Source organism: Xanthomonas euvesicatoria pv. euvesicatoria (assembly GCF_020880415.1).
In the GTDB taxonomy this organism is placed as follows: Bacteria; Pseudomonadota; Gammaproteobacteria; order Xanthomonadales; family Xanthomonadaceae; genus Xanthomonas; species Xanthomonas euvesicatoria.
Genome location: NZ_JAJIUJ010000026.1, coordinates 1 through 15,469, shown reverse-complemented (window position 1 = coordinate 15,469; position 15,469 = coordinate 1). Strand labels below are relative to the sequence as shown.

At 65.2% G+C, this 15,469-nt stretch carries 8 protein-coding genes and 1 pseudogene; 6 read left to right on the top strand and 3 right to left on the bottom strand.

The genetic code is table 11. From position 1 onward, the window contains the following. Positions 1-117: 117 nt before the first annotated feature. The 3 genes from LN450_RS04235 to LN450_RS04225 are packed head-to-tail and all read left to right on the top strand — an operon-like array spanning position 118 to position 1,214. Positions 118-546: a hypothetical protein gene (locus LN450_RS04235; RefSeq protein WP_011349062.1), complete on the top strand. Its 429-nt coding sequence runs from the start codon at positions 118-120 to the stop codon at positions 544-546. A 10-nt stretch (positions 547-556) separates the two neighbouring features. Then, positions 557-1,006: a 3-dehydroquinate dehydratase gene (locus tag LN450_RS04230; RefSeq protein WP_011349061.1), complete on the top strand. Its 450-nt coding sequence runs from the start codon at positions 557-559 to the stop codon at positions 1,004-1,006. Continuing rightward, entirely contained in the window at positions 987-1,214 is a 228-nt protein-coding gene (locus LN450_RS04225) for a hypothetical protein (RefSeq protein ID WP_011349060.1), read from the top strand. The genes LN450_RS04230 and LN450_RS04225 overlap by 20 nt, the downstream gene beginning before the upstream one ends. Before the next feature lie 339 nt (positions 1,215-1,553). On the opposite strand, the pseudogene LN450_RS04220 reads toward LN450_RS04225, so the two are convergent. Together LN450_RS04220 and LN450_RS04215 are read right to left on the bottom strand one after the other, a co-directional pair. Next, a pseudogene (locus LN450_RS04220) lies at positions 1,554-3,284 on the bottom strand (outer membrane protein assembly factor BamB family protein). Between the two features lie 734 nt (positions 3,285-4,018). After that, positions 4,019-4,603 (bottom strand): gluconokinase, encoded by a 585-nt coding sequence (locus LN450_RS04215; protein WP_011349056.1) that lies wholly within the window; start codon positions 4,601-4,603, stop codon positions 4,019-4,021. A gap of 157 nt (positions 4,604-4,760) precedes the next feature. On the opposite strand from LN450_RS04215, the gene LN450_RS04210 reads away from it, so the two are divergent. Both LN450_RS04210 and LN450_RS04205 read left to right on the top strand, forming a co-directional pair. Further along, positions 4,761-6,143 (top strand): MFS transporter, encoded by a 1,383-nt coding sequence (locus tag LN450_RS04210; RefSeq protein ID WP_008571735.1) that lies wholly within the window; start codon positions 4,761-4,763, stop codon positions 6,141-6,143. A gap of 2 nt (positions 6,144-6,145) precedes the next feature. Beyond that, a complete protein-coding gene (locus LN450_RS04205) occupies positions 6,146-8,545 on the top strand; it encodes a GH36-type glycosyl hydrolase domain-containing protein (protein WP_011349055.1) in 2,400 nt (799 codons plus the stop codon). Between the two features lie 94 nt (positions 8,546-8,639). On the opposite strand, the gene LN450_RS04200 is transcribed toward LN450_RS04205, so the two are convergent. Then, the gene (locus LN450_RS04200; RefSeq protein WP_011349054.1) at positions 8,640-11,282 is read right to left on the bottom strand and encodes a glycosyl hydrolase 115 family protein; all 2,643 of its coding nucleotides are present in this window, start codon (positions 11,280-11,282) and stop codon (positions 8,640-8,642) included. A 728-nt stretch (positions 11,283-12,010) separates the two neighbouring features. On the opposite strand from LN450_RS04200, the gene LN450_RS04195 reads away from it, so the two are divergent. Further along, positions 12,011-15,463 (top strand): hybrid sensor histidine kinase/response regulator, encoded by a 3,453-nt coding sequence (locus LN450_RS04195; RefSeq protein ID WP_170808562.1) that lies wholly within the window; start codon positions 12,011-12,013, stop codon positions 15,461-15,463. Positions 15,464-15,469: the final 6 nt, after the last annotated feature.

Here is a 15,469-nt window from a genome sequence, read left to right as displayed (position 1 = left end):
ATGGAAAACACGCCGTTACGCACTCTTTATGCTCGCGCCCCGGCGCGCGAATAGCTCCTTTATGCCCGCCGGGCCTACCTTGGCACTCCCGCACTGTGGTGCGTTGAGCCGAACACGATGTGTATCCTGATTTTGCGCGGTCCTCAGGCCGATCCGGCGCCGTTGATGCCGATGCCATTGCCTGCGTGTGCCGGGCGTGCGTTGCGCACGTTGGCGTGTGCCGATGTGGATCGCTTGATTGCCGAGCTGCATGCGGCCGGTGGCGATGCCGAGGTGGAGCTGGTGTTGCTGGATTCGGGCGATCTCCCCTTGTCCGAGCGCAGTTGTGCGCGGGCCTTGCGTGCTGCCGTGGACGCGTTGCCCACGCCGTATATCGAGCTGCATACCGATGCCGATCAGGAACTGGAGCCGTGGCTGCATGCGCAGCATGCGCCATTGGCAGTGGTGATCACGCCGCACGATGCGCCGCGTGCATATGCGATGTCGCTCGGCATTGCCGCGCGGTGTCTGCCACCGATACACGCGCCACTGCGCGTTGCTGCCTGAGGAGGTCGCCATGTCGATCATGATCATGCGCGGGCCGGAGGCGGCCATGCCGCTGGTGCGTGGGCCACAGCCGTTGCCGCGCGCCGTCATTCGCCAATTGGTGGCGTGTGCCGGGGACGCGGGCAAGACGGTGGCCTTGCGTGCCTGTGGCTCGGAACAGGAACTGCTGGATGCGCTGCGTGTGGCCGGCCAGGCGCGGATGGAGATTGCGCTGATCGATCCGGGCAGCTGCGTGGACAGTGCGCGGTTGCATCGCGTGTTGAGCCAATTGCCTTACCCCTATGTCGAAACGCACGACGACAGCGTGGACCGTCCGGAACGCTGCCTGCCGCACGGTTTGGGGCAGTGCATCGCCACGGTGCGTGGCTACTGCGCGCAGAGCTATCTGTTGGGGCTGGAGATCGCGCTGGAACATCTGGGCTGCACGGAGATTCAAGGCGATGTCCACGTCGGGACCTGAGCGGCGCCAGCTGCATTACTTCGCCGATTACGAGGGCTACTGCGATGGTCGGCCGGTGCTATGGGGGCAACTGGCGCATAGCGTGGACGTGCCGGCCGATGGTGAACTGGACGCAGCCGCGCTGGTGAGCGCGCTGCGCCGGCGTGCGGCCGAGGCACACGGCCTGGAAGCAGGGCAGATTCGCCTATGCCAGGTCACGCGGTTGTAGCTGGGAGCTTGGAGCAGCTACAACTGAGTGTGCGCAGCCACTAGCAGTCACTCGGCGGGTGTGGCCTCTGCTCGTCCGGCATGGCATGTGGACGCTGCGGTTGCTGCACGCCGTCCGTACCCGCCTGGCAACCACTGGCGACGTTTAGTTTGCCGCGCCGTGTTTGGCGGGTGGACGCAGCGTCATCGCTGCAGACGATCCCGCACCGCATTGCGGCTCACGCCGTGCAGCGCCTGCAGCCATACCAGCCCAACAACAATCACTGAAAGACACTGCCGCCCGAAGGCGGCAGTGTCGTGTTGCAGACAGGACGCGTCACTGCCGTCCTGCAGACTCCGCTTACTTGGCTGCTGCGTTGTCCGGCACGAACTTGGTCAGCTGGTTGCCGGTGGCCGCCGTGCCGAAGTTGAAGCGGCCGTAGCCGGCGCCCCAATACAGCGCGCCGTTTGCGATGGCCGGCGAACTGATCACCGAGCCGCTGGCGTTGTAGTTCCACACGGCGGCGCCGGTGTCGGCGTCCAGTGCCACCATATTGCCGGCCATCGAGCCGGCATACAGCAGGTTCGGCGACACCGTCAGCGAGCCCTGGCCGCCCGCCGGCACGGTCGGATTCACCGGGTTGATGCCGGGCACCTTGACCTGCCATTTGATCTTGCCGGTTGCCGCGTCCAGCGCGGCCCACGAGCCGCCGTTATGGGTCTGCACGTTCGCCGGCCCCAACGTATAGGTGGCGTTGGAGTTGTTGTTGATGGCCACGTAGATCTGCGACTTGTACGGGTCGAACGCGGTACCCCATTCCACGCCACCGGTGGTGCCGCCGGGGCCGACCTGGGTCGACCAGACCTTGGCGCCGGTCTTGGCGTCGAAGGCCCAGTAGATGCCGCTCTTCTGACCAGCGCCGACCAACTGCTGCAACCTGCCGTTGCGCGGCACGGCAAACAGTTGCACGCCGGCACCGCCAAAGTCGTAATCCGGGCCGGTCAGGTTGGTTGCCTGCGTGTTGGGGCACAGACCGTTGGTCGGCGCCACGATGCAGGACAGGTTCCACGCATCGTACCCCTGTGCACGGTTGGCCCAGATCAATTTGCCGGTATCCAGATTCAACGAAATCACCGAATCGACGTAGTTGTCCGGCGCCATGCAGTTGAGCTCATCCTGCACGGTGAGTTCGCTACCGCGATAGGAGCGCGCGTTTGAAATGCAGTTACCCACGCCCTGCGGAATGTTGTAGTTGTTGCCGGTGCCGAAATACAGGCGACGGTTGATCGGGTCGATGGCCACCTGGCCCCACACCGATGCGCCGGTGTAACCCTCGGGCACGTTGTAAAACTGCCATACCTTCTTACCGGTGTTCAGATCCACCGCCACCACGCTGCCGCGGAAGCTGAAGGTGTGGTTGGCCGCCAGGTTGCCCCAGTCGCCGGAGGAGACGCCGACGTAGATGCGGTTGCCGTAGATGACCGGCGAGGAGGTGACGCGCGCCTGCGGGTTGGCTTCCACCGTGGTCTTCCACAGCAGCTTGCCGGTCTTCTTGTCCAGCGCCAGCAAGGTGCCGGCGACCTGGTCGCCAACGATGATGCTCTTGGCGCTGATGGCCGGCGTGTTGCGCGTCACCGAGTTGGCGTTGCCGGTGTAATCGGACAGTTTGGCTTGCCAGTTCGGCTTGCCGGTTTGCGTGTCCACGCTATACAGCGTGCCACCCCAGTCGGGCACATACAGGGTGCCGCCTTCGACGCTGGGCGTGGCCGAGATGTCGCCGGTGGTGGTCAGCGTCCACGCCGGCTTGAGCGTCTTGGCGGTGGTGCGATTGATCTTCCACTCGCCCGGTGCGAAACGCGAGTTCAAGTAGCCGCCACCGGCGGTGGTCCAGTTGGTGGGGCTGGCGAAGGGAAGGTCTTGACCGAAGCTGCGCCAGACCTAGCCGGAGCGTGCGAATGCCTCGGTATCCAGGGACGATACCGGCTGTTGCGCGGTGGTGGCGCCAGACTGCGCGAAAGCCACGGCACTGACGAGCAGGCAAGGAACGAGCGTCAAACTGCAAAATCGCAAACGGCGTTTGGGATTGGTCATCACGGCATGTCCTAGATGGAAGGAAGCGCTGGATCCCCCCGGATCTGCTGACCGAACGATGGACGATTGACGTGACTGCGCAACACCTGCGCGGCGCTGCATTCAGACAGCGGTCGGGTCCGTTTGCATCTGGTGCGACCAGCTTGAAAAATTTACGTTCAATCGGTTCGTTATTCGCACAAATCGTGATGATTCATCACTATTTCCTGGGTTGCGATAGAAAAAATGATTGATGCGGGCTTGGCCGAGGATGCGCCGATGACGGCGGTTTGCAAGAAGTAACCAGGAAATGTTGCGCAACCTTGTGTGGTGGGTCTTTGCAACGGATGGACGCGATGGGGAAGGGCGCGAGGAGAACCCGGTGCGCAGCGTCTCCGGTCGATGGCAGCGTCCTGCGGTATGTACCGAATGGGGCGTTTGGGATCGGCGCTGTGGCCGATTGCATTGCGCGTTGCTTGTCGTGCCGCGTGCGGCGGTGGCGGGATGCGCGATGCGGGTGGCCGTACCCTCATCCGTCGCTTCGGGACACCTTCTCCGGCGGGAGAAGGGCATGGCGCGTTGCAGATGCGCGCACTTCGCAGCGGCGTGCGGTCGTGCGGCTGCGCGCCGCGCATCGCTGCAGGTATCCATCTCGACACGGAAGCGGCAGCCTCGCGACGCACAACGCACAACGCACAACGCACGACGCCTAGACGGCACCCACTGCACGCATCACGCAAATGGTCTGCGTCCGCTTACACCCGCTCCGACGCGCGCGAAGCGTGTTGCACTGCAGCGGGATCGATCGCGGCTAGCTGTGCGATCGCATCCTGCACAACCGCTGGCACGCTGGCGTCCACGTCCACCGACACCACGTCCGCTTCGTCCAACGGCAGCTCCAATGTCTGCAGCTGGCTGTCGAGCAATGTGGGTGGCATGAAGTGGCCGGCGCGGTTGCTCAGGCGGGCGGCGATCACGTGCGGGGCCGCATGCAGGAACACAAAGCGCATCGGCACGCCGCTGTTGCGCAGCAGTTGGCGATGCGCGCTGCGCAAACCGGAGAAGGCCAGCACCACCGATTCGCCTGCCTGTACGCAATCGCGCAGCTTGGCCGATAGCAGTTCTACCCACGGCAGGCGCATCGCGTCGGTGAGCGGTTGGCCGGCCGCCATCTGCGCGCGTGCTGCCACGCTGTGGTAGTCGTCGGCATCCAGAAAACGGAAGCGGTAATGCGCTGCCAGCGCGTGTGCAATGGTGGTCTTGCCGCTGCCCGACACGCCCATCACCACGATGGCAAGCGGCGAAGCGGACGCGGGCGTGGCATGTGTGGCGGTGTCCATCACGTCAGGTTATATCTCTGGATCGATTCGGCATTCGAATGGATTTCACGTTGGCGGCAGCCGATGCGTGGTGTAGCGTCGGCGCTCCTCGCCAGGTGCGCGGGCACCCAGCGTAACGGCGTGCTCGGCCGGGTACAACGCATTTGAAGGTGTGTCGATGACGTCATCGCCCGCAACGTCTCCTGCATCGGCGCGCCTGCGCTGGCGCGAAAAGCTGGGCTATGGTGCCGGCGATCTGGGTCTGAATCTGTACTGGGCCAACATCTCGGCGTTCTTGCTGATCTTCTACACCGACACCATGCACCTGCCGGCGGCTGCAGTCGGCACCATGATCCTGTTGACCAAGATCGCCGATGCGATCGCCGACCCGGCGATGGGCGCATTGGCCGACCGCACGCGCAGCCGGCTGGGCAAGTTCCGCCCGTACCTGTTGTGGGGTGCGTTGCCGATGGCTGCTGCCGGCGTGCTTGCCTACACCACGCCGGATCTGGACCAGCATGGGCGTATGTGGTGGGCCACGATCACCTTCCTGGTGATGATGCTGGCCTACACGGTGGTGAGCATTCCGTACTCGGCACTATCCGGCGTGATCACCGCCGACAGCCAGCAGCGTACCGGTCTGATCAGCCTGCGTTTCATCGGTGCATTTGCAGGGACCACGTTGGTCAATTACTTCACGATGGACCTGGTGCGCTGGTTCGGCGCAGGCAACGATGCGCTAGGATGGCAACGCACGATGCTGCTGTATGGCGCAGTGGCGCTGGCGTTGTTCGTCACCGTGGCGCTGACCACGCGCGAACGCGTGCAGCCGCCGCCGCAACAACGCACGCCGATTCGTCGTGACATCGCCGACCTGCTGCAGAACAAACCGTGGTGCGTACTGTTCGTGCTGTCGTTGATCATCATGATCACGATCACCATGCGCGGCGGTGCGGGCGTGTACTACCTCAAGTACTACGTACAACGTCCGGATCTGGTCGGCCTGTTTCTGGGCAGCTACTCGGTGGCCCTGGGCGTGGGTGCGGCCATCACGCCGCTGCTGACGCGGCGCTGGGACAAGCGCCAGCTGATGTTCTGGCTGATGGTGCTTGTTGGCCTGCTGAGTTGTGCGATGTTTTTCGTGCCGGCCGATGCGGTGTGGGCGGTGTTTGTCTTGAACATGCTGATCGGCCTGGCGCTGGGGCCGAAATCGCCGTTGGCGTTTTCGATGTATGCCGATAGCGCCGACTACACCGAATGGCGCACCGGCCGCCGTGCCACGGCGATGACGTTCGCCGCGGCGACGTTTTCGCAAAAGCTCGGCGGGGCGTTGGCCTCGGCCGGCATTGCCTGGGTGCTGGCTGCAATGGGCTATGTCGCCAATACCGCGCAGTCCACCGGGTCGTTGACCGGCATCGTGCTGTTGCTGACAGTGATTCCAGGCGCGGTTGCGCTGCTGGCGGCCTGGACCATGCGCTTTTATCCGCTGGACGACGGGCTGTTGAACCGCATCCAGCTCGAACTGGCCGCGCGCAAGCGCGACGAACCGGAGCACCCCTGACCGTGTCTGCAACGCCCCCCGCCACGTCCGATGCGCTGTCCAGCCTGATGGCGCCCAGCGCCGATGGTGCGCGCTATGCGCTCTACAGCCCTACTGCAATGCCCAATGCCGGCGGCTTCCTGTGGAACCGCCGCATGATGGTGCAGCTGACCTGCCGCGGTTATGCCACCGGCCAGTTCATGCAGCCGGAGCCATCGAAATACGCGCATGCGCCGATGCTGGAAGCGCGCAATTTCATGATGCCCGAGCAGCCGTACTACGCGCATCATCCCGGTCGCTTTTTCTATCTCAAGGACGAAGACACCGGCGCGTTGTACTCGGTGCCGCATGAACCGGTGCGCGCGCAGCCGCAAGCGTTTGAATTCTCTGCAGGCAAGCACGATGTGCGCTGGCGGGTGCGCCACGACGACATCGTGGTGGAGTTGTGCGTGTCTCTACCCACCGACGATGCGGTGGAGCTGTGGGAATGTCGTGTGCACAACCTGTCCGGGCGCGCACGCAGGCTGAGCCTGTATGCCTATTTCCCGGTCGGCTACATGTCGTGGATGCATCAGTCCGGCGGTTACGAGCCGGCCTTGGGCGCAATCGTCTGCCGTAGCGTGGCGCCGTATCAAAAGGTGGACGATTACTTCCGCCAGCGCGATTTCAAGGACTGCACCTTCCTGCTGCACGAGCAGACGCCGGTGGCCTGGGACGCGCAGCAGATGGCATTCGAAGGCGAGGGCGGGTTGCACGCGCCTTCGGCCGTGCAGGCCGAGCAGCTGGGCAACCACGATGCGCACTACGAAACGCCTGCCGCCGCGTTGCAATACCGGCTGACACTGGACGCCGATGCGGCCAGCGTGTATCGCTTCGCATTCGGGCCGGCCAAGGATGATGCCGAAATCGCTGCGCTGCGTGCGCGCTATCTCTCCGAAGCCGGTTTCGCCCAGGCGGCGCGTGAATATGCGGAGTATCTGCAGGCCGGTCGTGGCTGCGTGCAGATCGCAACACCCGATGCGGCGCTGGACAATCTGGTCAACCATTGGTTGCCGCGCCAGGTGTTCTATCACGGCGACGTCAATCGCCTGACCACCGATCCGCAGACGCGCAATTATCTGCAGGACCATATGGGCATGGCCTACCTGCAGCCCGCCACCGCACGCGCGGCGCTGTTGCACGCCCTGTCGCAGCAGGAGCCCAGCGGCGCAATGCCGGACGGCATCTTGTTGGTGGAAGGCGCCGAGCTCAAATACATCAACCAGGTGCCGCATACCGATCATTGCGTGTGGTTGCCGATCTTTTTGAGCGCCTATCTGGCCGAAACCGGCGATACCAGCATCCTGGACACGCTCGTGGAAACCCATGACGGGCAGCGCCTGAGCGTGGCCGAGCGCCTGGATGCGGCCATGCAGTGGCTACTGGATGCGCGCGATGCACGTGGGTTGAGCTTCATCGCGCAGGGCGACTGGTGCGACCCGATGAACATGGTCGGCTGGCGCGGCAAGGGCGTGTCCGGCTGGCTCACCGTGGCCACCGCGTATGCAGTGCGCCTGTGGTCGGAGATCTGCACCGCGCAAGGGCGCAGCGCGCAGGCGCAGGCATTCGGCGAGGCGGTTGCCGTCATCAACGCCGACGCCAACCGTGAGCTGTGGGACGGCAACTGGTACGCGCGCGGCATCACCGACGACGGGGTGCGCTTCGGCATCGCCGACGATGTGGAGGGGCGCATCTATCTCAATCCGCAGAGTTTCGCGCTGCTGGCCGGCACTGCCGATGCACAGCAACGTGCGGCGCTGCTGGAGGCGGTGCGCGAGCAGCTGCACACACCGTATGGCCCGGTGATGCTGGCGCCGGCGTACACGCACATGCGCGATGACGTAGGACGGCTGACCCAGAAGTGGCCGGGCGCGGCGGAAAACGGCGCGGTGTACAACCACGCGGCGGCATTCTATCTGTACAGCCTGTACCAGATTGGCGAGGCCGACCGCGCCTGGGAAATCCTGCGCGCATTGCTGCCGGGGCCGACCCGCGAGGATGTGCTGCAACGCGGCCACCTGCCGGTGTCGCTGCCCAACTACTACCGTGGCGCGTGGCATCAATACCCGCGCACGGCCGGGCGCTCGAGCCAGCTGTTCAACACCGGCACGGTGGCGTGGGTGTATCGCTGCGTGCTGGATGGCCTGTTCGGACTGGTCGGGCAGGGCGATACGCTGGCGATCCGTCCGCAGCTGCCGTCGCATTGGCCGCACGCGCGTGCGAGGCGCCAGTTCCGTGGTGCGGACTTCGACGTCACGCTGACGCGCGAGCCGGGTCGCACCGCGATGGAGGTACTGGTCGATGGCGCGCTCTGTCCGGAGCAGCGCATCGGCAACATCGCGCGCGGGCAGGTGTATCGGGTCGAGGTCCGGTTGCCCGGATGAGTCCGCGGGCCGGTCGCCGCCTCGGTGTTGGCGGCGGCAATAGACGGCTGAAAGCGGCTGGAGCGCGCTTGCGACGCTCTCCAGCTGGCTTGCGTCAGCGTGTCGGCGCTGGCCCCAGATAGGAGGCAGGCACCGGCACGGTGCTCAGCACGAGCTTCTCCAGGACGATGTTGTCGTCGATTCTGAAGACCTTGATCGTGTGCCGACCCTTCGCCAACGCGCCCATCTGCGCCGAGACGAACACCGCATTGTCCCGCACCGCGGTTGCCCAGGCTTTTTCGGCGGGTGTGTTCTGTGCCCCGCCGGTCGGGTGCAGCTCCCAATTGACGGTGGTCACCGGACCGTCGTCGATGGAGACGCCGAGGCGAAGCGGCCCGCGGTTGGACGTATCCAGTGTGGGCGCAAGATACAGGCCGAGCGTCGCAGGGCCCGGCGTGGTGACCACCACGTCGTACTCCACTGCGACACGGTCTTCGGCCGTGGTGGCAGGCTGACCCTGCGGCAGCGCGACCAGGGCGCCTTGCGTACGTCCCAGCGCGGGGATCGCCGTCCATTGCAGCCCCTTGTTGGCGATGACCCGCGAGAACATAGGCGCTTCGAGCGCGAGCACCCCTGGCGTTTGCGGGGCAGGCGGGGCGAATGCGATCGAGCGCGCGATCCGGTCGGGCGGCGTATCGCCGCCAACGCGGCTGATCGAGGGCATGGACTGTTGGGTCGGGTCGTTCCAGATCACATAGCTCATGTGGACCTGATTCATCATGCCGTCCCATTTGCCGCCGTTGAGCGCGTGGTAGCGCTGTGTCAGGGCCTTGTCGCGCTCGAAGGTGGTTTCGACCATGTCGGCGAAGTAATTGGCACGTGCATCGTTGCGAGCGGCCAGGCGCTTGTTCCATGCGGCCGCGTAATAGAGCTGGTACAGATTGGAAACCGCCGCGATCGGGTATTCGATCAACTGGTAATAGGCATCTTGCTGGTCGGCAGGCAGGCTCGCCTTGACGCCGAGCATGCGCTGCTCGAGCGCCTGCCACTGCGCAACGATTGCGCCGAACTCGCCGCCATCCAGCTTGGCCGGCGCACCTTCGCCCAGGGCGAAGCTGTCCTGATCGATCAATTCCGGCTTTCGCCGCGCAACCAGCATGCTGTAGCGGGTAATCAGCTCTCCGATGCGTGCGGCATGCGCGGCGTCGAACGATTCCTGTGCCCATTGCTGCGGATACGCCGCAAGTGCGCCGGGCGTCATCGCTTCCGGATTCCAGGCCATCTTCAGGAAAAAGCTCAGTGGATATTCCATCGGCTTGATATCGCCGACGTTGACCACCCACAGTTGCCGTGCGCCGCGCCGATAGGCCAGATCCATCTGCTGCCAGATCTTTTCGACCTGATTGGTATTGATCCATTTGTAGTTGCGCGGCACCCCCACATAATCGAAGTGGTAGTACACGCCGTACCCACCGGCGCGCTGCAGGTCGGTGACCGGGAGGCGGCGGATCTGGCCCCAGTTGTCGTCAGAAAACAGCAGCGTGACATCGTCGGGCACCTGCATTCCGTGGTCGTAGTAGTCCTGCACTTCCTTGTAGAGCGCCCACACCTGCGGCGTTTGCGCGGCCGGCGCCTTCGTCACATCGGCAATGATGGCGCGCTGGTCAGCCACAACCTGTTCCAGCAAATGGCTGGCCGTGCTCTCGGCCATCGGTTCGTCGCCATCGCCGCGCATGCCGACGGTCACCAGGCTGTCGTAGCGTTGGCCGCCGCCCTTGGACATCATTCGCGCAATGCCGCCCTTCCAGAAGGCGCGCAGGTTGGCGGCATTGCGGGTGTAGTCCCAGGCGCCGCCGCTGTTGGGGATGCTCTTGAGGTGCCACTCCTTCTGCGCGCGCATCATCGGCTCATGATGGGAGGTGCCCATGACGATGCCCATCTGATCGGCCAGCACCATGTTGTTGGGATCATCGACATTGAATGCCTTGCCCCACATCGCCGGCCACAGATAGTTGGCCTTCATGCGCAGGCCCAGCTCGAAGACATGCGCGTACATCTTCGCATTGACGCCACCGAATTTCTTCGTCGCCCAGCCCTTCAAGGCAGGGTCTTCGTCGTTGATGAAGAATCCGCGGTAGCGCACCTTCGGCGCATCGGACACGCTGCCGCGGGTGATGAACAGGCTGGATCGATGCGCCGTTGCGACGTCGGCAAACCAGTACCACGGCGACACGCCAATCTTCTCGGAGACATCGTAGGTACCGAAGACCGCGCCACGGCGATCGGCGCCGACGATGACGAGCGCCCGATCGATCTGCGGCGTGGGGCGATCGACGACAATCTGCGTATACGCCTCCCAGCGTTGCAGCAAGTCGCGCCTGTCGATTTTCCCGGCGGCGATCAGCGTATCGATGATCGGGCTCTGGCCGAGCGTGCCCACGATCACGGCCGTTCCGCGGACGCCTGCCAGATCGGTGCTCACGCCACTGGTGCGGCAGGCAACCCGTTGCAGGTCGGCTGCGAAATTGTCGGCCACCGATCGCACGGCGGAATCGGCCGAGTCATCGACCACGACCGTGGCGGGTACGTCCGAGCGGATCAGCGCAAACGCACCGGCGCTGTCGCGTTCGCACACCGACACCGGCGTGCGACAGGCCCAGACACCGTCGGCGGCGAAAAGGCCGGCCACGATGAGCAGCAGGGATCGCACGCCCGACGGCGCACTAGACGAGATCTGGCTTTTTGCTTGAACGGACATGGGCTCTCCACACATGCGGTGCTGATTTCTGGATGGGTGCGACACACGGATCGACGGCACTGCCAAGCGGCGGGCGCGGCCGATGCACCGCACCGGTCTGCGCCACGCCTGCACGAGGGGTCGCGTTCCATCGCGTGGTGATGAACGCGCAACTGGGTGCGTTGACTGCCGTCGTTGCACTGCAACAGTCGATCGCACTGGCGCAGTGACGCAAGCGATGACCTTGTGCCTGGCATTGCTGTCATGCAAGACGCCATCGAGCAACGAAATGCTTTGGGTACATCGTCCGATTCAAGGTGGACAGACAGTATGTTGTGTTAGCGCTAACATCAAGCCCGCCGGCAAGCCCGGCTGCTCGGTAGACGCTCCGCAGCCCTGCGCAGGTCACGTCTTGCGCGGCCATGGTTTCGCCGAGCGCGGCGATGGTCGCTGTGTGGCTCAACCGTGCCGGCATGTGTGAATGGGCCACGGGCGCCGCGCCGGTGGCCGCACACCAACCGCAGATATGCCCCCAGTCCGCGCGGGCAGGTTTGCGCAATCTGCGATGCCAATGCCCGGCAAGGCGGGGGGCAGTGCAGGCCACCAAGGTCTTGCGCAGCCCGGCAGGACGCAACGCGCATGCCGATGCACCCACACCGCAGAGCCGCCCGGCCCGGATGCGGCGCCTGCAACGCCGATGTGCGCGACTGCGTAAACTCCACCGCTGGCGCTGCGCCACGTCGGAGGACATGTTGGTCTCGAGCTGGATCCTGCTGCTGGTGTCCCTGGGTTACGCAGCCCTGCTGTTCGGGGTGGCGTGGTGGGGCGACCGCCGCCCGCTATATCCGGAGCGGCCGTGGCTGCGGCCGGCGGTCTACAGCCTGGCGCTGGCGGTGTATTGCTCGTCGTGGACCTTTTACGGCGCGGTCGGCTCGGCGGTGCGCAATGGCATCGGCTACCTGCCGATCTATCTGGGCCCGCTGCTGTTGCTGCTGTTCGGCTGGCGCATCATCGAGCGCCTGGCGCTGATCGCGCGCGCCGAAAATACCGTGTCCATCGCCGATTTCATCTCCTCGCGCTACGGCCGTTCGCGCCGCCTGGCCGCGTTGGTGGCGGTGATCGCACTGATCGGCATCGTTCCGTACCTGGCGCTGCAATACAAAGCGGTGGCGATGAGCCTGGAAGTGCTGACCGGGCATAGCAGCGCCGGGCGCGGCATCTTCGCCGACCCGGCGTTGTATGTGGCATTGCTGATGGCCCTGTTCGCCACCTTGTTCGGCACCCGCCAGGTCGACGCCACCGAACACCACCGCGGCATGATGCTGGCGATCGCGCTGGAGTCGGTGATCAAGCTGGTCGCCATCGTGGCGGTGGGGCTGTTCGCGTGGCTATGGTTGAGCGAGCACCAACTGCATATCGCCGATTCGGCGCGCACGCTGTTCGAGCACACGCCGTCGGTGGGCTTCATTTCGCAGACGCTGCTGAGTTTTCTGGCCGTGATCTGCCTGCCGCGCCAGTTCCATGTGGCGGTGGTCGAATGCAGCGACGTTGGCGATATCCGCCGTGCGCGTTGGTTCTTCGGCGCCTATCTGGTGATCATCTCGGCGATGGTGGTGCCGATCGCTTCGGCAGGCATCGCATTGTTCGGCAAGGGCAGTGCGGTGGTCGACGATGCGGTGGTGCTGGCCCTGCCACTGAGTCAGGGCAACACGGTGCTGGCGCTGGTGGCGTATGTAGGCGGGTTTTCGGCGGCCACCGGCATGGTGATCGTGGCCAGCATCGCGCTGGCCACCATGGTCAGCAACGACCTGGTGATGCCGGTGCTGCTGCGTCGCCGCGGCAGCGCCGATGCGCGCGCGGCGGTGGCCTCGCGCGTGTTATGGATCCGACGTGTTGCCATCTTGCTGCTGGCGCTCATTGCCTATGGATATCACCGCAGCGTGGCCAACGACACCACGCTGGCTGCGTACGGGCTGATGGCATTTGCCGCGGTGGCGCAGTTTGCGCCCGGTGTGATCGGCGGGCTGTATTGGCGTGGTGCCAGCCGCAAGGGCGTGGAGACCGGCATGGCGCTCGGCTTCATGACCTGGATCTACACGCTGCTGCTGCCGGCGGCCACGCGCGCCGGCTGGCTGCAGACCGACTGGCTGGTGGACGGGCCGTTCGGTATCGCCTGGCTGCAGCCGCAGCAGTTGTTCGGCATGCGCGGCTGGGACCCGTTGGCGCATGGCACGTTCTGGTCGCTGCTGATCAACGTGGGCGCGATGATGCTGGTCTCTGCGCGCTGGCGTCCCGGCGTGGACGAACGGTTGCGTGCAGCGCCGTTCCTGGATCCGTACGCGCAGCGCCCGGCGGTGGCCGGTCACTGGCCGGGGCATGTGCGCGTGGCCGATCTGCAGGCGCTGGCCGAGCGCGTGGTGGGCGAGCGGCACGCGCATCGCGCTTTCGTCGACCAGGCGGTGCTGCTGGAACGCGAGCTGCAGCCCACCGTGGTGGCCGACCGCGCCTGGGTACAGTTCACCGAACGCCTGCTCGCGGCCTCCATCGGCGCCGCCTCCGCGCGCCTGGTGCTGACCAGCCTGTTGCGCGGTTCGGGCATGGAACTGGGCGAAGTGGTGGCAGTGCTGGACGAAGCCGGCCAGGAGCTGCGCTTCAATCGCGAGATCTTGTCCACCACGCTGGAAAACATCAGCGCCGCGGTCAGCGTGGTCGACCCGGACATGCGCCTGACCGCCTGGAACCGGCGTTATCAGCAGTTGTTCGGCTATCCCGATGGCATGTTGTATGTGGGCCGGCCGGTGGCCGATCTGATCCGCTACAACGCCGAGCGCGGCGAACTGGGCGAGGGCGATATCGAAGACCAGATCGACCGGCGTATCCGGCATATGCGCGCCGGCTCGCCGCATGTGTTCGAACGCACCCGCAGCGACGGCAAGGTGATCGAGATGCGTGGCCAGGCGCTGCCGGGCGGTGGCTACGTCACCAGCTACAACGACATCACCGACTACAAGCGCGCCGAACGCGCGTTGCTGGACGCCAACGAAAACCTGGAACAACGCGTGGCCGATCGTTCGCGCGAAGCCGAGCTGGCGCAACAATCCAAGACCCGCTTTCTGGCGGCCATCAGCCATGACGTGTTGCAGCCGCTCAACGCCGCGCGCCTGTTCGCCTCGGCCTTGCGCGAGAGCCATCAGAACAACGAAGAGCAGCGGCATCTGGCCGAACGCGTGGATGCCTCGCTGCGTGCGGCCGAAGAATTGCTCGACGGCTTGCTCGACGTCTCGCGCCTGGATGCCGGTGGATTGCGTCCCACGGTCGAGGATTTCGACGCCAGCGCGCTGATGCACGAGCTGGCCGCGCAATACGCGCCGGTGGCGGCCAGCCGTGGTCTTCAGCTACAGGTGCATGTGCGCCCGATCTGGGTGCGCAGCGACCGCCGCCTGCTGCGCCGGGTGATGCAGAACTTCCTGGCCAATGCGCTGCGCTACACGCGCCAGGGCCGCATCGTGCTGGGCATGCGCGGGCGTGGGCAGCAGGTGGAGCTGCAGGTGTGGGACACCGGCCCTGGCATTCCCGAGCACCACATGCGGCAGATCTTCGAAGAATTCCGCCGCTATCAGCAGCCCTTCGATTGGGGCGAGCAGGGTCTGGGCTTGGGTCTGTCGATTTGCCAACGCATCTCGCGCCTGCTCGACCACGACCTGAGCGCGCGTAGCCAGGTCGGCCGAGGCAGCATGTTCTCGATCCTGTTGCCGCGTGTGGCGCCGGTTCCGGTGGCACCGCTGTTGCCGGTGACGGCCGCACGTGCATCGCCCAGTGGCGATTCGCTGGCCGGCCTGCGCGTGCTGTGCGTGGATAACGACCGCGAAATTCTCGATGGCATGCGCGCGCTGCTCGGTCGCTGGCAGGTGGAGGTGATCACCGCCAGCACCGTGGACCAGGCACTGGAACGTGCGCGCGAACAGCCGGACCTGATGCTGGTGGATTACCACCTGCACGACCGCATGGATGGCCTGGACACGCTCGATGCCGTGCAAGCCGCCGCACCGGCGCCGATCGCCGGCGCCCTGCTCACGGCCGACGGCCGCGACGAACTCAAGCAGCTTGCGCGCGAACGCGGTTACCGGCTGCTGACCAAGCCGGTGAAACCGGCCTCGTTACGCGCGTTCCTGAGCGCCTACCACGATGCAAAGACACGCTGACAGGTG

Excerpts from the sequence above, each read along its gene's own strand:
- LN450_RS04200 (WP_011349054.1), bottom strand. The coding sequence starts at position 11,282 with ATGTCCGTTCAAGCAAAAAGCCAGATCTCGTCTAGTGCGCCGTCGGGC.
- LN450_RS04215 (WP_011349056.1), bottom strand. The coding sequence starts at position 4,603 with ATGGACACCGCCACACATGCCACGCCCGCGTCCGCTTCGCCGCTTGCC.
- LN450_RS04210 (WP_008571735.1), top strand. The coding sequence starts at position 4,761 with ATGACGTCATCGCCCGCAACGTCTCCTGCATCGGCGCGCCTGCGCTGG.
- LN450_RS04225 (WP_011349060.1), top strand. The coding sequence starts at position 987 with ATGTCCACGTCGGGACCTGAGCGGCGCCAGCTGCATTACTTCGCCGAT.
- LN450_RS04195 (WP_170808562.1), top strand. The coding sequence starts at position 12,011 with ATGTTGGTCTCGAGCTGGATCCTGCTGCTGGTGTCCCTGGGTTACGCA.
- LN450_RS04230 (WP_011349061.1), top strand. The coding sequence starts at position 557 with ATGTCGATCATGATCATGCGCGGGCCGGAGGCGGCCATGCCGCTGGTG.
- LN450_RS04235 (WP_011349062.1), top strand. The coding sequence starts at position 118 with ATGTGTATCCTGATTTTGCGCGGTCCTCAGGCCGATCCGGCGCCGTTG.